Annotated in this window: 16 protein-coding genes and 1 pseudogene; 8 read left to right on the top strand and 9 right to left on the bottom strand. The window is 61.2% G+C overall.

Features of this window, described 5'->3' with window-relative positions; translation table 11 throughout:
* Positions 1–57 precede the first annotated feature (57 nt).
* Together AC0L23_RS06015 and AC0L23_RS06010 are read right to left on the bottom strand one after the other, a co-directional pair.
* Positions 58–1311, bottom strand: a complete 1254-nt coding sequence (locus tag AC0L23_RS06015) for an ABC transporter substrate-binding protein (protein ID WP_085357364.1) — start codon at positions 1309–1311, stop codon at positions 58–60.
* 58 nt (positions 1312–1369) lie between these two features.
* Positions 1370–2389: an ABC transporter ATP-binding protein gene (locus AC0L23_RS06010; protein ID WP_085357362.1), complete on the bottom strand. Its 1020-nt coding sequence runs from the start codon at positions 2387–2389 to the stop codon at positions 1370–1372.
* Positions 2390–2622: 233 nt separating this feature from the next.
* Here AC0L23_RS06010 and AC0L23_RS06005 point away from each other — a divergent pair, with 233 nt between their 5' ends.
* Positions 2623–3426, top strand: coding sequence for a DeoR/GlpR family DNA-binding transcription regulator (locus tag AC0L23_RS06005; RefSeq protein ID WP_473356779.1), 804 nt, complete (start codon positions 2623–2625; stop codon positions 3424–3426).
* Between the two features lie 189 nt (positions 3427–3615).
* Here AC0L23_RS06005 and AC0L23_RS06000 read toward each other — a convergent pair whose 3' ends face one another.
* Positions 3616–4641 (bottom strand): aldo/keto reductase, encoded by a 1026-nt coding sequence (locus AC0L23_RS06000; protein ID WP_018459411.1) that lies wholly within the window; start codon positions 4639–4641, stop codon positions 3616–3618.
* A 198-nt stretch (positions 4642–4839) separates the two neighbouring features.
* Here AC0L23_RS06000 and AC0L23_RS05995 point away from each other — a divergent pair, with 198 nt between their 5' ends.
* On the top strand, positions 4840–5739 hold the full coding sequence (locus tag AC0L23_RS05995) for an SMP-30/gluconolactonase/LRE family protein (protein WP_085352711.1): 900 nt from the start codon (positions 4840–4842) through the stop codon (positions 5737–5739).
* Positions 5740–5978: 239 nt separating this feature from the next.
* On the opposite strand, the gene AC0L23_RS05990 is transcribed toward AC0L23_RS05995, so the two are convergent.
* From AC0L23_RS05990 to AC0L23_RS05975, 4 genes are all read right to left on the bottom strand, one after another.
* A complete protein-coding gene (locus AC0L23_RS05990) occupies positions 5979–6938 on the bottom strand; it encodes an ABC transporter permease (protein ID WP_018459505.1) in 960 nt (319 codons plus the stop codon).
* Complete coding sequence (locus tag AC0L23_RS05985; RefSeq protein WP_018459504.1) at positions 6935–8047, bottom strand: ABC transporter permease; 1113 nt, start codon at positions 8045–8047, stop codon at positions 6935–6937. The genes AC0L23_RS05990 and AC0L23_RS05985 overlap by 4 nt, the downstream gene beginning before the upstream one ends.
* On the bottom strand, positions 8040–9581 hold the full coding sequence (locus AC0L23_RS05980; protein ID WP_018459503.1) for a sugar ABC transporter ATP-binding protein: 1542 nt from the start codon (positions 9579–9581) through the stop codon (positions 8040–8042). Before AC0L23_RS05980 ends, AC0L23_RS05985 begins: the two co-directional genes overlap by 8 nt.
* Before the next feature lie 66 nt (positions 9582–9647).
* Positions 9648–10778 (bottom strand): sugar ABC transporter substrate-binding protein, encoded by a 1131-nt coding sequence (locus tag AC0L23_RS05975; RefSeq protein WP_018459502.1) that lies wholly within the window; start codon positions 10776–10778, stop codon positions 9648–9650.
* Between the two features lie 687 nt (positions 10779–11465).
* On the opposite strand from AC0L23_RS05975, the gene AC0L23_RS05970 reads away from it, so the two are divergent.
* From AC0L23_RS05970 to AC0L23_RS05945, 6 genes are all read left to right on the top strand, one after another.
* Entirely contained in the window at positions 11466–12467 is a 1002-nt protein-coding gene (locus AC0L23_RS05970) for an autoinducer 2 ABC transporter substrate-binding protein (protein ID WP_007608730.1), read from the top strand.
* A 102-nt stretch (positions 12468–12569) separates the two neighbouring features.
* A complete protein-coding gene (locus AC0L23_RS05965; protein WP_473299006.1) occupies positions 12570–14054 on the top strand; it encodes a sugar ABC transporter ATP-binding protein in 1485 nt (494 codons plus the stop codon).
* Positions 14047–15051, top strand: coding sequence for an ABC transporter permease (locus AC0L23_RS05960; protein ID WP_018459499.1), 1005 nt, complete (start codon positions 14047–14049; stop codon positions 15049–15051). The genes AC0L23_RS05965 and AC0L23_RS05960 overlap by 8 nt, the downstream gene beginning before the upstream one ends.
* Positions 15048–16055, top strand: a complete 1008-nt coding sequence (locus tag AC0L23_RS05955; RefSeq protein ID WP_473299009.1) for an ABC transporter permease — start codon at positions 15048–15050, stop codon at positions 16053–16055. The genes AC0L23_RS05960 and AC0L23_RS05955 overlap by 4 nt, the downstream gene beginning before the upstream one ends.
* Positions 16056–16061: 6 nt before the next feature.
* A complete protein-coding gene (locus tag AC0L23_RS05950; RefSeq protein WP_473299012.1) occupies positions 16062–17480 on the top strand; it encodes an FGGY-family carbohydrate kinase in 1419 nt (472 codons plus the stop codon).
* A complete protein-coding gene (locus tag AC0L23_RS05945; protein ID WP_473299014.1) occupies positions 17477–18190 on the top strand; it encodes a class II aldolase/adducin family protein in 714 nt (237 codons plus the stop codon). The genes AC0L23_RS05950 and AC0L23_RS05945 overlap by 4 nt, the downstream gene beginning before the upstream one ends.
* Before the next feature lie 430 nt (positions 18191–18620).
* Here the strand turns inward: AC0L23_RS05945 and AC0L23_RS05940 are convergent.
* Positions 18621–18846 (bottom strand): annotated as a pseudogene (locus AC0L23_RS05940) (PfkB family carbohydrate kinase); the annotation flags it as partial.
* A gap of 293 nt (positions 18847–19139) precedes the next feature.
* Positions 19140–19514 (bottom strand): hypothetical protein, encoded by a 375-nt coding sequence (locus AC0L23_RS05935; protein ID WP_473299016.1) that lies wholly within the window; start codon positions 19512–19514, stop codon positions 19140–19142.
* Between the last annotated feature and the right edge of the window lie 657 nt (positions 19515–20171).

Genomic DNA, 20171 nt, shown 5'->3' with positions numbered 1-20171 from the left:
GCGCGGGCGCGGGGGGCGGGGGGGGGGGGGGGGGGGCCCCCCCCCCCCCCCACGTCCCTATTTGTAGGCGCGCAAGACGCGGTCGGACTGCTGTTGCGCGGCGGCCAGCGCTTCCTGCGGCTTCTGCGCGCCCGTGATCGCGGCCTGCACGGCATCCCCGATGAACTTGTAGATGCGGCCGTTCTCATGAACGGAGAGCTCCGGCACCGCGTGCTCCAGCTGATCGCGCGCAACTGTGGCCTGCGGGAAGGCCTTTGCGTAGGCCTCCATCGTCGGCGTCTTGTAGGCGGCCGGCGACACTGCCACGTAGCCCGTCTTCATGCTCCATTCGGCCGCGCGATCCGGAGCCGTGATCCATTGAATGAACTTGACGGCCGCCTTCTGCTGTTCGGGAGACGCACTCTTGAAGATGTAGAAATTGCCGCCGCCGGTCGGTGATCCGCGCCGCTCCCTGGCCGGCAGCATGGCCACACCGAACTGGAATTTCGCGGCGTCCTTGACCGCCGTCAGATTGCCGGTGGTGTGCCACATCATCGCCGTCTTGCCTTCGAGGAAATCGTTGCGCAGCGTCGCCCAATCGATGCTGCCGGCCGGGGCGACGTTGTGCTTGCGCGACAGGTCGACCCAGTACTCGAGGGCAGCGACCGTCTTCGGAGCGGTCAGATAGACCTCGTTGCCGGGCTCGTTCATCATCTTCTGCCCGTTCTCGATCGCCAGCGCCTGCAGCATCCAGTAGGCATATCCGGTCGAGGGAATTTCGATGCCCCAGCGCGTCGTGTTGCCGCCATCCTTCTTGACCAGCTTCTTCGACATCTCGACCATTTCGTCCCAGGACGCCGGCGCCTTCTCGGGATCAAGGCCCGCCTCCTTGAAGGCGTCCTTGTTCCAGTACAGCACGATGGTCGAACGCTGGAACGGCACGCTCCAGGTCTTGCCGTCGATCTGCCCGTTCGCCATGAACGCCGGATAGAACTCCTTGAACCAGGCCTTGTCGCCGACGAGATCGTCAAACGGCACGATCGCGTTCTCGTCCATCAGCGTGAACACGTCGGTCGACAGCAACACCGACAGTTGCGGCGGCTGCCCGCCCTTCATGGCGGTCATCGCCTTGGTCATCGTATCCGTGTAGTTGCCGGCATAGACCGCCGTCATCTTGATGTCGGGATTGTCCTTCTCGAAGCGCGAGACCATGTCGTCGATGATCTTGGTGACGGGACCGCCGACCGCGACCGGATAGTACATGGTCAGATCCACCGCGGCAGCCGGGCGTGCAGCCATCGAGAGTACGGCAAACGCCGCTGCCATCAACATCGTTCGTCGCGCAAACATGGGACAATCTCCTTCGTTACTGCGTTTGAAACAGCCGCTGCTATCGACCGGATATCGCCCGCTGGCCCTCTGTGACGATGGTCTCCAAGCGAGTTTCCGAACTTGAATCGAACCGATGCTCGAGCCCGGGTTCCCACGCGATCCGGACATCCTCGCCTGGCCGAACCTTGCTGAAACCTTCGAGCCGCACCGAGATGGGCTGACCATCGACCTCGCACAGAACGATGCTGTCGGCCCCAAGATGCTCGATCGCCCTGACGCGCGCAAAATGGTCCCCGCCCGACACGATGCGGATATGCTCGGGCCGGATGCCGATGAGATGATCACCCTGGCGCAACAGGTTCATCGGCGGCGTGCCGATGAACCGCGCCGTGAATGCCGTCGCCGGCCGGTTATATAGCTCCTCTGGTGTGCCATTCTGCTCGATACGACCATCGCGCATCAGCACGACGCGATCCGCCATCGTCATGGCTTCGGTCTGATCGTGGGTCACGTAGACCATCGTCATTCCGAGCCGCTGTTGCAGGGCGCGGATCTCCGTCCGCATCTCATGCCGCAGCTTGGCGTCCAGATTTGAAAGCGGCTCGTCCATGAGGCAGACCCGCGCTTCCGCAATGATGGCTCGTCCCAGTGCAACCCGCTGGCGCTGGCCGCCAGATAGCTGCGACGGCTTGCGTTCAAGCAGATGCGCAAGGCCAACAATCTCGGCCACACGCCGGAGCCGCTCGTCTCGTTCCGCGCGCGACACGCGACGCACACGCAGTCCGAAGACGATGTTCTCGGCTACGCTCAAATGCGGAAACAGCGCATAGGACTGGAAGACCATGGAGATATTCCGCTGCGCCGGGGTCAGATGGGTCACGTCGACGCCGCCGATGGCGATCGTACCGGCATCAGCATCCTCAAGCCCGGCGATCAGCCGCAGCGTGGTCGACTTACCGCAGCCGGACGGTCCCAGCAGCACAAGTAGCGAGCCCTCGTTCGCTGTCAGACTGACGTCATCGACGGCGCGCATCGCGCCCCAGAACTTGGAGACATGACTCAGCGTGATCGCTGACATGGCCTGTTTGCTCTCACCGTGATGCGGCTACGCCGCTGGCGACGGCTCGCTGCAACGGACCCATGCAAGGCCGCTCACCGCAGACAGACCGGTCCATGCGCCCTCCCTCGTGCCACGCGCATTCGTCGGCGTAGCCACCACGATGTTCATTTGAACATAGCGTAACGCCATATGAAACCAGAAAATTGCGTCCTTGGAGTTCAAATGATACTTTCGTTGAGAACGGAGGGCCTATGCTCAGGACCGCCACGACCCGTCAGACCCACATACTAGAGATCGTGCGCGAGCAAGGCTTCGCCTCCATCGAGCAGCTCGCGGTGCGTTTCGATGTCACTCAGCAGACCATTCGCCGCCTCGTGAATGCACTCTGCGACCAGGGCCTGCTCCGGCGGGTGCATGGCGGGGTCGGCCTCCCGGTCCAGAACCAGAACCTCGCCTATGGCAGCAGGCACAGGTTAAACGCCAGCGCGAAACGGCGGATCGCGCACGCGACCGCCAACCTCATCCCTGACGGGACGTCACTGATGATCGGACTTGGCACGACGCCCGAATACGTCGCGCAGGCGCTCTCCCGCCGTCGGGATCTGCGGGTGATCACCAACAGCCTGAACGTGGCCGCAGCATTCGCGCACAATCCGGACGTGGAGATCAGCATCGCGGGCGGCACGCTGCGGCAACTCGATCGCGATATCATTGGCGAGTCGGCTGCGCGCTTCTTCGCGGGTTTCCGCGCCGACTTTGGTATATTCGGTGTCGGGGGGATTGATGAGGACGGCACGCTGCTCGATTTCCATGCCGATGAAGTCAAGGCGCGTCAATCCATTGTGGCCAATTCGCGAACGTCCGTGCTAGTGGCCGACATCACCAAGTTAGGTCGCAATGCGACGGTCCGGGGCGGCCATCTCGACGACTGCCACCATCTCGTCATCGATGATCGATTGCCTGGATCGTTTAAGCCAATCGCGGACAGGTATGGCGGTCTGATCCACACGGCCCGCGACGCCCGCGCAGATTTCGAACGCCTTGGCCATACCTAGCGGACAACATAGACTCCCTTGCTCAGATCGATCGCGGACTTCAACGCACGGCCGACAATCCGCGCCGCAATCGGCACTGAGCCAGTCCCACGTGCCGCGCACCTACGGGGGCGAGCTCGAGCGGTGGGGAGCTGTTTTCCCGGTGATCCGAGCCCTCGGCTTGAACCAATTCAAGCGTGTTCATCCGGTCTACCTCGGAACAGGCGCTTCCGATTCCAGCAGGGACGCGGCCTTGAGATCGCTCCAGAGCGCGCCCGGCACTGTGGTGGTCAGCGCTGCCACATTGCGCTCGACCTCCTGCGCATTATGCGCCCCGAGAACCACGCTCGCGACCGCGGGATGACCCAGCGCAAAATGTAGAGCGGCCGTCGGCAGCGCTACGTCATGAGCTGCGCAGATACGCTGGATCTCAGCAACCTTCGAAAGGATCTGCGGCGGTGCGTCTTGATAATTGTACTTGGCGCCCTTGATGGCGCCCGTCGCCAGAATCCCCGAATTGAACACGCCGCCAAGCAGCACCGCGATGCCCTGCTTCAGCGCCAGCGGCATGAACTCCTCGAGTGCTGGCTGCTCCAGCAGCGAATAACGCCCGGCGAGCAGCATCACCTCGAAGGACCCGGCCTGCGCAAAGCGCACGCACATCTCCGCCTCGTTGACGCCTATCCCGATGCCCGCGACCACACCTTCGGAACGAAGTTTGTCCAGCGCTACATAGGCCCCGGACATCGCTTCGCGAAACCGATCCTCGATCGCGTCCTTACCGTGGGTCCACACATCGACATCATGGATCAGCAACAGGTCGATCCGGTCGGTGCCAAGCCGCAACAGCGACTGCTCGACCGAGCGCATGGTGCCATCATAGGAATAGTCGACGACGGCTCGGTGCGGCTGTCCACCAATAAATCCGGACCGAGTCTCCGGCTGGTGAAACGGATCCATCCAGCGACCAGTTTTTGTGCAAAGCACCACATCCTTGCGCGGCACGCGCCGGAGCGCCGTTCCGCAGCGATGCTCCGACAGGCCGTTGCCATAGTGCGGCGATGTATCGAGCAGATTGATGCCGAGCTCGAAGGCACGGCTCGCTGCGGCAATTGCAGTGTGGTCGTCGAGCTCGAGAAAGAGATCGCCGAGCGGTGCGGTTCCGAACCCGAGGATGGAAACTTCGAGACCGGTCCGGCCAAGTGTGCGGCGCGGCAAAGCCGATTGCGAAACCATGGTGGATTGCACTTCCTTCCCGCGCCTCGATCCGCGCTAGTCTCATTGCAGCGACGCGCAGCGTATGTATTTGCCGTCAGGTGTCAACGCGAGGATTACGGGTCTCGTACAAGACTATTCCGCTCATACATTCGGGTTGCTAAGAAAAGCGGAACCGGCACGCGGGCACTTCACGGCCTGCGGCAACGAGGAGGAACGATGCTCCCCTATGTTACGCACGACGCACGCTTTGCTCGCCTGGTCTTTGGTCACGCCAATCTCGAAAAACTCACCAGCGGCTGCCGCTGGGCCGAAGGACCCGCTTACTTTCCGGCCGGCCGCTATTTGATCTGGTCCGACATTCCGAACAACCGGATGATGCGCTTCGACGAGACGGATTCATCGGTGTCGGTGTTCCGCTCGCCGAGCTTCAACTCGAACGGCAACACGACCGATCACGAGGGGCGGCTCGTCACTTGCGAGCACTTCATGCGCCGCGTCACCCGGACCGAGCATGACGGCTCCATCACGGTGCTTGCCGAGCAGTTCGAAGGGCGTCGGCTGAACTCGCCCAACGATGTCGTGGTGAAATCGGACGGCTCGATCTGGTTTTCGGATCCGACATACGGCATCGACAGCGATTACGAGGGCCAGCAGACCAAATCCGAGATTGGCGCCTCCCACGTGTATCGGATCGATCCAGCGGGCGGCGAGATCAGCCTCGTCGTCTCTGACCGCGTGCAGCCGAACGGGCTGGCGTTCTCGCCAGACGAGAAGCTGCTTTATGTCGCCGATACCGGCGCGACCCACGTCGACGGGCTGCCCGCGACGATCTGGTCCTACAAGGTCCGGGGAAACAAGGTCGCTGAGCCCTCGCTGTTTTCCACCTGCCCCGACGGCCTCTACGACGGATTTCGCTGCGACATCCATGGCAACGTTTGGACGTCGGCGGGACGGAGCGTGTTCTGCTACGCAGCCGACGGGACACATATCGGCACCATTCCCATCGGCGAGATCGTGGCGAATGTCTGTTTCGGCGGTCCGCAGCGCAACCGTCTCTACATTTGCGGACAGACATCGCTGTATTCGATCTTCCTCAATACGCGCGCGGCCGTGTAAGGGAAGGCGCGGGGCGGCGTGCGGCGCCATCCTCAGCCGTTCTGACCGCGATTTCGCCGGCCGTCGGTGCCCTCGTCGCCCTGCAGATCGGATTCAAGTTCCTCGATAGCGCGCGATCCGAACTTGCCGGTCTCTGAGCTCGCGGATACTGTGTCGAGCAAGGCAGTTCGTTTCGCTAAAATTTTGATTTACGATGATTTCCAATTTGTAAAGAAGGCGGGCCACCTTAGGCTGGCCATCTAGCTCGTGACGCGTTCGCCCCGCCCGTAGACGAGCAGCATGAAGATGATAACGAGACCATAGATCACTTGGCGGCCCGCCTCCGGCATCTCCATGATCGACAATACACTGTTCAGGAGCACGATCAGGACGACGCCGATCAGCGTGCCGAGATAGCGGCCGCGGCCGCCGAGGATGTTGGTGCCTCCAATCACGACGGCGGCGATCGAGGGCAGCAGATAGGCGTCTCCCATGCCTTGGTAGGCCTTGGTGGAATAGCCGGCGAGCAGCACGCCCGCGAGCGCGGCAGCAAGGCCGCAGAGGACGAAGCAGACCACCGTGACGCGGCGCGTGTTGACGCCGGCGAGATAGGCCGCCGCCTCCTTGTTGCCGATGGCGTAGATGTAGCGGCCGAGCGACATGCGCTGCAGGATCACGACCACCAGCACGGACACCCCGGCCCAGACGAACAGCGCGTTGGGAATGCCGAGCGTACGATCGCCCGCCAGCATCCGCATCAGGTCGGTCGCCCCGGTCTGAGGTGCGTAGCCGCCAGTATGCGCGACCATCAGGCCGCGCATCACGGCATTCACGCCCAGCGTAAAGATCATCGAGGGGACCCGCAGATACGCGACCCCGACGCCGTTGACGAGCCCGACCAGAACGCCGACCCCGAGCCCGACCGGAATTGCGAGAGGACCGCCGACCGAGGTCGCCATCATGGCCGCGGCCGCGAGCGTCCAGGGCACCGACAGATCAATCTGCGCTATCAGGATCACGATCATCATGCCGGCCGAGACGATCCCGAGGAACGCACCGATCTGCAATTGCTGCAGAAGATAGGCCGGAGACAACAGGGGAGCGCTGCCGAAACGGGCGAATGTGTAAACCGTACCCGCGACGAGAATGACGACGATGAACACCGCCGCAATCAGGATCGGGCGATCGTCGCGCGAGAGGCTGAATGAGGCCGCCGTCATCGAAACAGCTCCAACGTGTTCTTGACGCGCAGCATACCCAACGCGCCGATGCTGACGGCAGCGAGCAGGATCACGCCCTCGAACAGCGGCTGCAGAAGAGGGGCAATGTCGAAGATGCGGAAGAAGAAGGAAATCACGCGCAAGACCATAGCGCCGAAGATCGACCCGATCGCACTGCCGGTTCCGCCAAGCAGCGAAGTGCCGCCGATCACCACGGAGGCGATCGAGTTGAGCGTATAGGCGCCGGCCTGCGGAATGTCCGCATTCCCAGACGAAGTCTGGATAGCAAGGAAGAGACCGCCGCAGCCGGCGAAGAAGCCCGCGAGCGTGAAGGCGGCGATCTTGGCGCGCTCGATCGGAAGGCCGGACATATAAGCTGCGCCCTCGGCCGAGCCGATCGCATAGACGGCGCGGCCGAGAACGGAGCGGCGGAACGGCACCCATACCAGCAGCGGAATGAGAACGAGAAGCACGAAGGGGACCGGGATCCAGGCGAACGGCGCAAACCAGGCAGCCGCGCCATCGTCGAAGATGTGCACGGTCGAGGCGAAATCGCCGAGCGAGTTAGTCAGCGCCCAGTTCAGATCAACATCGATCTTGCCGCCCGGGGTCGGACGCAGGAAAAGCGCGATGCCGATGTAGACCGCGCCGGTCGCAAGCGTCGCGATGATCGGCTGGATGCGCCCATAGACGACGACGCAACCATTGATAAAGCCGGCAGCCGCGCCGATCACAAGGCACACGGCGATCCCGAGCAGAATGCCGCTCACGCCGCCCGGAAAGGTGCCGAGGCCGAGATGCACGCCGAACAGGTCGAGATGCAGCGGCGCACCACCTGCCGCGCCGGTCAGGAGGTAGCTTGCAAAGCAGCCGACCATGGTCATGACCGCTCCGACGGAGAGATCAAGGCCCGACATTAAGACCGGCACTGTCTGCGCCATCGCCAGCATGGCGAGCGCAAAGATTTCGTCGCCATTCTGCACCAGCACGGCGGAGGAGAAGCCGCGGGGATGCGCGGCGTTGTAGAAAATGTAGAGAGCACAGAACAACAGGATGGCGGTGACCAGACCAATGTTCTGGCGGATCCTGATCGCGAGATCGTCAAGCATGCGCCGCCCTCGCTGCGGTATCGGTGTCGACATTCAGGGAGCTTGCGACAATGTTGGTCTCGGTGAGGTCGTCGCCCTCGAGCTCGCGCACGATGCGGCCGTCATACATGATGACGACGCGGTCGCAGCAGCCGATCAGCTCGTCATAGTCGGTTGAGTAGAACAGGATTGCGGCGCCCTGGTCGGCGAGTTCGCGCATCAGCCGGTAGAGCTCCTGCTTGGTGCCTACGTCGATTCCGCGCGTGGGATCGTTGAGCAGGATGATGCGCGGATCGGTCATCAGCCATTTGGCGAGCACGACCTTCTGCTGGTTTCCGCCCGACAGCGTCGAGACCGCATCACTCGCGGCGTCCAACTTGATCTGCAGCCTCGCGATGGCTCGCTGGATCGCGGTGCGTTCCTTCCCGGTATCGATGAATGGGCCAGTCGAAAGCGCGTCGAGCGATGCGATCGCAAGATTGTCTGCGATCGACATCGGCAGCATCAGTCCTTCGGTCTTGCGGTCCTCAGGCACGAGTGCGATGCCGACCGATTTTGCCGCCGCCGGGGAGCCGGGACGTACCTCGCGATCTGCCACCGTGAGGCGACCAGTGACACCGCGCAAAACACCGAACAGCGCAAGCAACAGGGATTTCTGGCCCTGCCCGTCGAGACCGCCGAGCCCGACGATCTCGCCGGCGCCGATGCTCAGTGAAATGCGATCGAGCTGCCTCTCCCAGCACAGGTTCTCGAGCGCCAGCACCGGCTTCGCGGCATTTCGCGCCGGCTTGGGCGGATACTGGGCCGCGATGTCACGCCCAATCATGAGCTGGATGATATCGGCGGTCGAACGCCTCCCCTTGTCGAAGGTCTCGATATGGCGGCCGTTGCGAAACACCGAGGCCCGGTCGGCGAGCGCCTCGACCTCGTGCATGCGGTGCGAGATGTACAGGATTGCGACGCCCTCGGCCTTGAGCCGCGCCAGCATCGCATAAACCTTCTCCACATCGGCGCTCGTCAGTGCCGATGTCGCCTCGTCGAGGATCAGCAACTGCGGCCGCTTGCCGAGCGCCTTCGCGATCTCGACCACCTGGCGCCTCGATAGGGGCAGATCGCGCACGCGCCTCAGGGGGTTGACGTCCTCACAGCCGATCTCGGACAAAAGCTCTTCGGCGCGGCGGCGCTGCGCCTTCGCATCGATCAGGCCGAACCGCCGCGGCGGGGATGCAATGGAGATGTTGTCCGCGACCGAGAGGTCGGGCATCAGCGATAGTTCCTGAAAGATGCAGACGACACCGGCCGCATTCGCCGCCGACGGCGTGGCGAAGCTGACCTCGCTCCCCGCGAGGCGCATGCGACCGCTGTCGGGCTGCACCACACCGGCAATGATCTTGATCAGGGTCGACTTGCCGGCGCCGTTCTCGCCCAGCACGGCATGAATCTTGCCGCGTTCGCAGGCGAAATCGACGCCTTCAAGCGCGCGAACGCCGGCATAGCGCTTGGAGATGCCGGCAAGCTCCAGGAAGGCGGATTGCGTTGGGTCGGCAGCCGGCATGGCCGGGCCTTCACGCAACGACGGCCCGGCGAATGCCGGGCCGCGACAGAGACATCGCTGGAGCCGTCACTGGGTGTTCTTCTCGCTCTGCGACATGATCTCCGGTGCAGTGAAGTTCACGCCGCACGGTGTGAACTGGTTCGGCGCAAAGAAGTTGGCATTGAGCTCGGGCCAGTAATTCGTGCCCGGCTTGAGATCCTTGTAGGTCGCCACTGGAATCGGAATCGAGATCAGCTGCGGCATAATGTTGCCCTGCAGCGCCGAGATCGCCGCCTTGGTCGCGATCGCCACCAGCGCCGGCGACTGGCCGTAGGACATTCCCTTTAGTCCGTCCTTGGCGTGATCGGCAATCTGTTTGCGGTACTCGTTTTCGCCCTCGCCCGACATCGGCACAAAGGGATGCTTGGCAGCCATCAGTGCCTGCACGGTGCCGTCGGATCCGCCTTGGGTGAATACTCCGTCGAAATGACCATGCACAGCTAACGCATCTGCAGTCACCTTCTGCGAGGTGCCGGTGTCCCAATTACCAACCACCTCGGTGATTTTGAAGCTGTTGCCGGGCGATTCTATTACCTCGCGGAAACCGAGATGACGGTCGCGGTCAACGGAGTTTCCCGGGAGGCCACGGACTTCGAGGATGTCGCCGGATTTCTTGCCGCTCTCGTCGATCAGCCATTTGGCCGACATGCGGCCCATTTCCTTCTGGTCCTCGTTGACCATCATCACCTTGTCGGTGTCGAGGACGTTGTCGAACGGCACCACCACGACGTTGTTCTTGTCGGCAAGACGGATGATGCGATCAAAACCGTCGGGAGCGACCGCAATGGTAACGATTGCGTCGAAGCCTTGGTTGATGAAATCCTCCATCGCGCCAAGTTGCGCCGCGACATCGGTCCCGGTGGAAACAACCTTGAACTCCTTGATGTTCTCCTTGATACCCGGCTGATCGGCGAAAGCCTTCGCAGTCTTCACCATCTGGATGCGCCAGGTGTTGCCGACAAAACCGTTGACCAGCGCGATTCTGTAGGGGCCCGCCTTCTTGGGCCACTGAAAGAATTTGGTCTCGGACGACCACGGCTTGAAGCAGGCGGGGTCGGCGCCGGGACCGGAGACGACCTTTGGACCTGCCAGAGCACTCACCGATGACAACAGCAAGCCGGCGCAAGCCAGCCCCGCCAGACGAAGCGTCCACACCATGTCGTGTCTCCCTGAGCGTTTGTGTTCCACCCTAACGCGGCGCGTAGCCATGCCGGGAATTCACCTTCCCATGCGCGTGTCGGGCTAGGATGGCACGCAACTTGCGATGCTGACAAGCCGAGGGCGGACGCTCCGGCGCGAGACACGATCTGAACGCACGGCCAAACCGACGGCAATTGTGGAAGCAGAAAACGTAACAATGACAGTCGGATGTTCGTGGGCGGCAAGGGATTGTGCAACGGCGAAGCTGGCGATGGCCGGGCTTTCATGGTGGCATCCACGCGCGTGACGAAAAAAATGACACTCAGGGAAAAGTGTGAATCGCTACGCGAAGCCGAACGAAGCCCGCTTGCTGAAGCCGGGTTTTGAAAACCAGAGGCTGGGACTACTTGCTTTCGTCCGGCGGCCTAGCGCTCCTCCGCTAAGATAATGGCTGTAGCAACGCCGATCGCCGCAGCTCCTCACTCAGCAGCTCGACGGCGAGATCAGGTATCGCACCGCGACGGTGGCTGGCGAACATGTCACTTGCTTGACACGTTCTGAAGCGCCGGTCTCTAATGTCCTTCAAGGTCCTGCGGTTGGACAGGCAACACTTTCTGCCCCCAAGCAAGAACAGGCTCGACTGCCCCACCCAGCGACTGTCAGGTCAAGGGTGCGGAATCCAAGATCGTTTCCTGGGAGGGAACAATGGACAGACGCCAGACGCTCAAGCTGATCGGTGGTACGGCCGCGTTGGCCGGTGCCGGTTTTCCGGGCTTTGCCTTTGCGCAAGCCCAAAAGGAAATGGTCACGGTCGTGAAGATCGCGGGAATTCCGTGGTTCAACGCACTTGAAAAGGGAATCCAGAAGGGTGCGAAGGATTTCAGCATTAATGCCACTATGGTTGGCCCGGCGAACGTCGATCCGGCACAGCAAGTAAAGCTGCTTGAGGATCTGATTGCCAAGAAGGTCAACGTGATCGGCTTGGTGCCGCTTGATGTAAAAGTCTGCGAGCCCGTACTGAAGCGCGCCCAGGCCGCCGGAATCAAGGTCATCACGCATGAGGGTCCGGAACAGGAAGGCCGTGACTGGAATGTGGAATTGATCGACTCCGTTCGGTTCGGCGAGGTGCAGATGGAACGTCTCGCCAAGGACATGGGCGGCGAAGGTGATTATGTGGTTTATGTCGGGACTCTTACGACGCCACTTCACAACAAATGGGCCGATGCCGCGATTGCCTACCAGCAGAAAAATTTTCCAAAAATGAAGCTCGTCGCCGACCGCTTCCCTGGCGCCGACGAGATCGACACCAGCCAGCGCACGACGCTTGACGTGATCAAGGCCTATCCCAACCTGCGTGGTATTCTCGGCTTCGGTTCGAACGGACCAATCGGGGCCGGAAATGCTGTGCGTCAGCAACGTCTTGGCAAGAAGATCGCCGTTGTCGGCACCGTGCTGCCAAGCCAGGCGAAGTCGCTTATCGCGGATGATACGATCCGCGAGGGTTTTCTGTGGAATCCCACCGATGCGGGTTACGCGATGGTCGCGGTGGCCAAACTCGTGCTCGATGGCAAGCCGATCACGGATGGCGTCGATGTACCCGGCCTTGGCAAGGCAGCCGTCGACGTTGCAGGAAAGCAGATCAAGGTGGACAAGATCATGCGCATCAACAAGGAAACCATCGACGGTCTGATCGCCGGAGGGCTCTAGGCCAGACCGGTTTAGTCGCCTCGTCGCGCTGCATTCCCGGCCCTTCCGGTCGGGAATGCGGGACCACTCGAGTGATCGCACGACTCCATTGCAGGCGAACCTTTGGTGACTTTCCTGGAAATGTCCGGCATATCGAAGCGCTTCGGCGGCGTGCACGCGCTCCGCGACGTCGATCTCACTCTGGAAGTCGGCGAGGTGCATTGCCTGGTCGGTGAAAACGGCTCCGGCAAGTCCACCCTGATCAAGATCATTTCGGGCGTCGAGGCAGCGGAGCCTGGCGGCCGTATCGCAATTTCCGGCAAGGAATATCCTAAACTGAACCCGGTCTACTCCACGCATTGCGGCATTCAGGTCATCTACCAGGATCTTTCGCTATTCCCCAACCTCACCGTCGCCGAGAATATCGCGATGGCGCACCATCTTGGCGGCCTCCATTCGGTGAACTGGGCCTCAATGCGCGCCACCGCGAAGGCCACAATGGCAAAGATCGGCGTTGCGTTCGACCCGGACGCGAAAGTGTCAGAGCTCAGCATTGCCGGACGCCAGCTGGTCGCGATCTGCCGCGCCTTGGCTGCGGATGCCAAACTCCTGATTATGGATGAGCCGACGGCATCGTTGACCCGCCACGAGGTGAACGCCCTGATCGCGCTCGTAAGCGAGCTGAAGCGTGCCGGCATCTGCGTCGTTTTCGTCAGCCACCGTCTCGATGAGGTGCTTGAAATCGCCCAGCGCGTAACGGTGCTGCGGGATGGCGCCAAAGTCGGCACTTTTGCCGCAGACACAATCGATGGGCGGAAACTCAGCCAGCTGATGACTGGCAAGTCCTTCGAGTATCAGATACAGGCGCCTGAGCTTGCCGCTGGCCCGGTTGTGCTGGAAGTTAAGGGCCTGGGCCGCGAGGGCGAGTATGAGGATGTAAGCTTGCAGTTGCGCGCGGGCGAAGTAGTGGGTCTCACCGGTCTGCTCGGCTCAGGGCGAACCGAATTGGCGCTATCCCTGTTCGGCGTGAAGCCGCCCGATCGCGGCACTATCGCACTTGACGGGCGGCCCATCGCCCTCCGTACAAATGCAGAGGCGATCGATCGAGGGATCGCCTACGTATCCGAAGATAGGCTTACGCTTGGTCTCGTCCTGAATCAGTCCGTCACGGCGAACGTCACGCTTACGGTGCTGGATCGTCTGGCTGGCGCGTTCGGCCTGATTGCCGCACGCGCGCGACAGACCCATGTCGCTCGGTGGGTTGCTGAACTCGGGATCAAGGTCTCCAATCCCGCCAACCCGGTGAAGACGCTCTCCGGGGGCAACCAGCAGCGGGTCGTGCTCGCCAAATGGATGGCGACCAATCCGCGGGTGCTTATCCTCGATAGCCCCACGGTGGGCGTCGACATCAGCGCCAAGGACGGCATTTACGAAATCATCCGGCGGTTGGCCCGCGACGGCGTCGCGGTCTTGATGATATCGGACGAAATCCCCGAGGTCCTTTATCATAGTCATCGCGTCTTGGTGATGCGGGAAGGTCGTTTGACAACCGACGTGCCTGCCGCAGCCACTTCCGAAGATGCGCTTCGGCAGGCCGTCAATGCCTGAATCGCACATGGCATCATTCGGCAGGTTTCGTCGCAGCCATGAGTTCTGGCTGCTGATAGTCATCCTTGGGCTCTGCGCCAGCTTGGGCTTCGCGAACGCCCAATTCCTGACCATGCAGAATCTGTTTGATCTGCTGACCTCCTATGCATTTGTCGGCATCCTAGCGCTCGGGCTGCTGGTCGTCCTGATCGCCGGTGGAATCGACATCTCATTCACCGCGACCGCGTCGGTGGCGCAATATGTCACACTTTCGCTTGCCAATGCTTACGGGGCGAACTGGATCGGCGTCTTCGCCATCGCGATTGGAATTGGCGGTGCGCTCGGTGCCCTCAACGCGATTTTCATCCAGAAACTTCGAATACCATCGATCATCGTTTCGGTCGCGACGCTGAACATCTTCTATGGGCTTCTGATCTTCTTCACCGGCGGCAAATACATCTATTCGTTGCCCGACTGGTTTGCGACCGGAATATTCTGGTTCGAGTTCGAATGGGGCAAGGATAGCTCGTACGGTGTCAATCTGCAGATCCTCGCGCTCGTGCTGGCATTTCTCGTCACCTGGCTCCTGCTTAACCGAACCAATATCGGCCGGCAAATCTATGCCATGGGAGGCAATACCGACGCCGCACAGCGGCTCGGCTTCCACATTTTCGGCCTCAATATACTGGTCTATTGCTACATGGGTGTCATGGCCGGAATCGCCTCCCTGATTCAGGCACAACTCGCGCAGTCCGTTGCCCCGACGGTGCTGGTGGGCAAGGAACTCGATGTGGTCGCTGCCGTCGTGCTCGGCGGCGCCAGCCTGATGGGCGGCGTCGGCACGGTCTTCGGCACGTTTTTGGGCCTGACACTGCTCGCGGTACTCCAAAATGGAATCATTTTGCTGGGCGTTTCGTCCTACTGGTCGCCGTTCTTCGTCGGCTTGGTTATTCTCATTTCGGTCTCTGCGACCGCCTGGTCGCAGCGCGAGCGGCGAACCCGGAGCGCGCCCCGATGAGCAACGCCCCTGCCCTCTCGCTTCGCCGGCGCATGGTCGGTCTCGCCAGCAGCGGCACAGTCGCCACCCTCATCCTGCTGTTGTTCGCACTCTGGGTCGTGTTCGCGATCACGATCGGCGATCGGTTCTTCTCGGTCAACACGCTGCAATCCATGGCTTTCCAGATGCCCGAACTTGGCATCCTCTCACTGGCGATGATGCTGGCCCTGCTATCTGGTGGACTCAACCTTTCCATCATCGCAACCGCCAATCTGTCCGGACTGACCATCGCCTTCCTGCTGACGCGCTACATCCCGGGGAGCCAGGGCCTTGCCTGGGTCAGCATTCAGGTCTTTGCGATCGCTGCAGGATTTGCAGTGGCTGCATTGGTCGGCCTCCTCAATGGTTTTGTCATCGCCTATCTCGGCGTTTCGCCGATCCTGGCCACGCTCGGCACGATGACGCTCTGCAAGGGTCTCGCGATCGGCCTGTCGCGCGGTAACGTCATCTCCGGATTCCCGGAGCCGATTGTGTTTATCGGCAACGGAACGGTTTTCGGGGTACCCTTTGCTCTGATCGTACTTGCGTTCTGCGCCTTGCCCGTCGCGCTCATGCTGAACGCGACGCCGTTCGGTGCAAAGGTTTACATGATCGGCTCGAACGAGAAGGCGACCCGTTACTCCGGCGTCAATACCCGCGCCGTCCTCCTCAAACTCTATTTATTTTCCAGCTTGCTCGCGGGCGTGGCGGCGGTCGTCATGTTGGCACGTTTCAATTCGGCCAACGCGGCATACGGCGAGAGCTATCTGCTGGTCACCATTCTCGCGGCCGTGCTCGGCGGCATCGATCCGTTTGGCGGCTTCGGCAAAGTCGGCGGGCTATTGCTTGCGTTGATCATCCTTCAGGTGATCTCCTCGGCATTCAACCTTCTGAACCTCAGCCAATTCCTCACGCTAGCGATCTGGGGTGGAATCTTGATTGCCGTCGCGGCGGTTCCTCATGTCGCCGGCAAAGCGCCGCGGTAGCCGGCGATGATGCGCTCGATCGTCTCGAACCCTATTGCAGTTCTCGACATCGGCAAGACCAATCTCAAACTGGTCGTGGCGAGCGACGACGGCTGGCCGCTCGAAACACATGGGCTTCCAAATGTGCCTATGACTCAGGGCTCGTACCTCGCCTATGACCTTGCCGGGTTAGAAGAGTGGTTTCTCGATACCCTTGCCGACGTGTCTCAACGCCATGCCATTCGCGCTGTGATCGTGGCTGCGCATGGATGCGGCGCGGTTCTCGTCGACGGTGATACGCCAGTGCTGCCGATGATGGACTATGATGCCGTCTCTCCGCCCGCAATCGATGAAGCATATGCCCGGATCGCGCCTGGTTACGATGAGGTGTTTTGCGGAAGCGGAGGGGCGATGCGGCTCGGAAAACAGCTGCTGTGGCAGGAAAGCGCATATCCCGTCGAATTCGCCCGCGCAAAAACCTATCTGACCACTGCGCAGTTTTTCGCCCTGCGGCTTGGTGGACGTGCGGCCAGTGAAATCTCGCAGCTCGCGGCTCAGAGCCATATCTGGGACCTCATCCACCGTCAGCCTTCTTCTCTTATGCGTAAGCGCGGTTGGAGCTATCTGTTGCCCGAATGCGTACCCGCCGGTGAGGTGCTAGGGACGGTTTCGGAATCTGTAGCCAGGCGCACTGGCCTGGCGCAATCGACCGAGATCCTCTGCGGCGTGCATGATTCCAACGCCAACCTGTTTCGCTACAAGGCCGCCGGCATGGCCGATGCCTCGATCCTATCGACCGGTACTTGGATGATCGGCTTTCAGCGCGGCCTCCCCCTGGACAAACTCGATTGCGCGCGCGCGATGGTTCTCAATATCGATGTCGATGGGGAGAATGCACCTTCGACGTTGATCGCGGCCGGCCGCGAATACGACCTCATCCGCGGGGAACATTTTGCTTCTGATGCAGCCGTCCTTGCCGCATTGCCCACCCTGCTGTCGAGAGGAACCCTGGCGCTCCCCTCATTCGTCGGCGATGATGGATTGTTTCCGGGCGCTGCTCGCCGCGGACGGGTCATCGGGCCGCCCCCCGAAACGCCTGCCGAATGGCAGGCATTGGCGGTGCTCTACGCAGCGTTCAGCGCAAACCGCTGCCTTGATGCGCTCGAGAGCTCAAAACGCATAGTCATCGATGGTGGCTTTGCCGCAAACCTGCCCTTCGCCCGTTGTCTTGCGACTTTGCGATCCTCGCAGAGTGTCTGGGTGAGTCGATCTCCCGACGGAACGGCGCTTGGCGCTGCGCTGCTGTGGCGGCGGTTCTCGCGTACGCTGCCGGTTTCAAGCGTGATCCTTGAAGCCGTCACATCACTCAGCAACGATAGGTTCGAACCGCGCGACCTTTCCACCGCTTACCAGTCCTGGATCGCTTTCTCGGAGCCCGCTTCATGACAGACCGTAATCATGCCGATCTCCGCCAAGGCATTGTCGATACCTGCAGGGAGATGAATCGAAACGGTCTCAATCAGGGCACATCCGGCAATCTTTCGCACCGGATTCCAAACGGCATGCTAATCACGCCTACCAGTCTGCCCTATGATCGGATGCAGCCAGAGGACATTGTCGCGATGGATTTTGCCGCGAACTACCAGGGCAACCATCGGCCTTCATCCGAATGGCGCTTTCATCGCGATATTCTGCGAGCACGCGAAGACGTCAACGTCGTGCTGCATACGCATTCCACCTTCAGCACGATTCTCGCCGTTCACGAACGTGATATTCCCTGCTTCCACTATATGGTCGCAGTTGCGGGTGGCAACGATGTCCGGTGTACGCCATATGCTTGTTTCGGCACGCAGGCACTATCGGACTACGCCCTCAAGGCCCTCGAAGATCGCGACGCTTGCCTCCTTGGCCATCATGGCTTGATCGTGACGGCCCAGACCTTTGAAAAGGCGCTTTGGCTCGCCTTGGAGGTGGAGACGCTGGCGAAGATGTATGTCCATGCGTTGGCTATCGGCGAGCCGCCGCGCCTCAGCGACGCTGAAATGGCGCAGGTACATGAGCAGATGAAACGCATGGGATACGGCCAGGCGCCTGACCTTGACGATGTCGGCGATGTTCCGCGCGCGCTACCGGAGTCGAAATGGACAGCACATTGATGGCGGATTTGCTGGACAGCTGCCAGCGAGTCCTCAGCACCGGCCACGCAGAACGGAGGCCGCGGCCGGATGGGCGGGGTTGACCGTCACAGCTCTTGGGCAGAAGACGCGAGCGAACAATCTGACTTGCTCCCTTCACCACTCAGCCGATCAACGACTTAGCTTGTCGATCCGCCGCGTGAATACGGCAGGATGCGCCGTCGCCAACCTTCAGCAGCTTATTCTCATGTCTTGGCGCATGCTGCCTTTCCCATTGTAGCCAGCATGCTCGGGCATGCGGCACGCTGGGTACCGACCTCGCTTGCGGAGCGAACGTCGCGACGGGAGCGCATCGTCAGCACACCGGACCCGACCGCCCGCATCCGCCCTTCGCCGCACCGCCGACCAGATAGAGACATGCTTGATCGGATCGTTCCGCATCATGAGCAGGTCATCCCTTCAACAAAGTTTCAATCTCAGCGCGCCGCGGCATGGCAGGCGCAGCGCCCGCGCGTGTCACGGAAATCCGCGCTGTCGCCGAACCGAAGCGCGCCGCTTCCAGTGGACCGGCGCCACCCGCGAGCGCGCTTGCGAAGCCGCCGACGAATGCATCGCCCGCGCCGGCGGTTTCGACCACCCTTGCCGGCGGCAAACGACGGCACGTGCAGCGAGCGATCCTGCCCGTTGAAATAACTTGATCAATTAAGCTGGTGGCGATCTTTTTGTCTTCCGTCACGGACGTCGACCATCCGCTGAGTATGCCGTTGGCTATGCGCCACGCTCTACCGCGCATTGCATCAATGTGGTCCGGATCGAGATGCGGCGCGGCCTCAAACAAGTCCTTTGCCTCGGTGATCGATACCTTGCTCTGAGGTCCATAGACTTTTGCCCACCCGCGCATGGTGAAATCGACGGCATCTGGATTCGCGGGCTGGTCCATCAGACTGCGCCGACTTTCGGCTTGGATGAGTCAACGTTGAGAGAGCGGGCAAGCCGCGCCGTGACCTGGTCCTGCAAGGCGGCGAGATTCATCTCGATCGCCGTCAAAACGATCCGACCAGACGTCACGACTGGCCGAAAGGTCTGCAAGGGATACGTTCATCCGGACCCGATCTCCGGCCCGTTGCACAGCTCCCTGTACCGCCCATCGAATACCAAGATCCTTGCCGAACGTCTTGAGATCGACCTGCTTATTCCTATAGGTGAAAGCCGTCCCGCGCCCGATCACGAATGCATCGAGCATTTGCGCGAGGCCGGTCGTCAGATCGGTCGTAATGCCGTCGGCGAAATAGTCCTGCTCTGCGTCGTTGTTAAGGTTTGCGAATGGCGGGACAACGAGAGACAAACGGGGAGCAATGTCGTGCCGTGCCGTAGCCTCCTGGGTTTTGGCTCTCCGGAAACACGTCTGTGCGGAGCGTCTTCCATACGCTCCAGTAGTCAACGAGGCCGCCCTCGATAGCACCGACGGCGGCAATCGACGCGAGCGCGCCGCCGATCAACTGCAATTGTTCCCGCAGGCGAATCACTTAAACTGCGATCAGATAGGGGCTTCCCCGGTCGCTCCTCATCGGATGCTGGTTTGTCAGGCCGCCTATTTTCGGATGGCGGCTCGCCAGATGGATCGTTGGAGACATCCCAGTTTGTCACTGCTCCCTCCCCGCGCATGGGCCACACGCCAAGATTTTTACCCTAGCAGAATTGCACGGCTTCAGGTTGGGTCACGGCCTCTGACTCATTCGCGTTCTTTTGAATTGCCGGCTGCTCGAAATATTTTCTCGATTGGGCCAGCCGACGTTCAGAAATTCACTTCACGTCGGCTGGCGGCTTCGGGTTAAAAGCGGTTGGCGCGGCAAATGCAGCTGGCGTCCGGTTTACCAGCGACTGCAGACATTGGGGCGGTTGAACCGCTCTTCGGTTTAGGGCCATGTGTGGACGTATATGGACCCCGCCCGATTGCAACGACTGGCTTGATCAGGATCGACGGCCACAACTGCTGACGTAT

The organism is Bradyrhizobium sp. MI1.4 (genome assembly GCF_055811315.1).
This window is presented reverse-complemented; position numbering and strand designations above follow the sequence as displayed.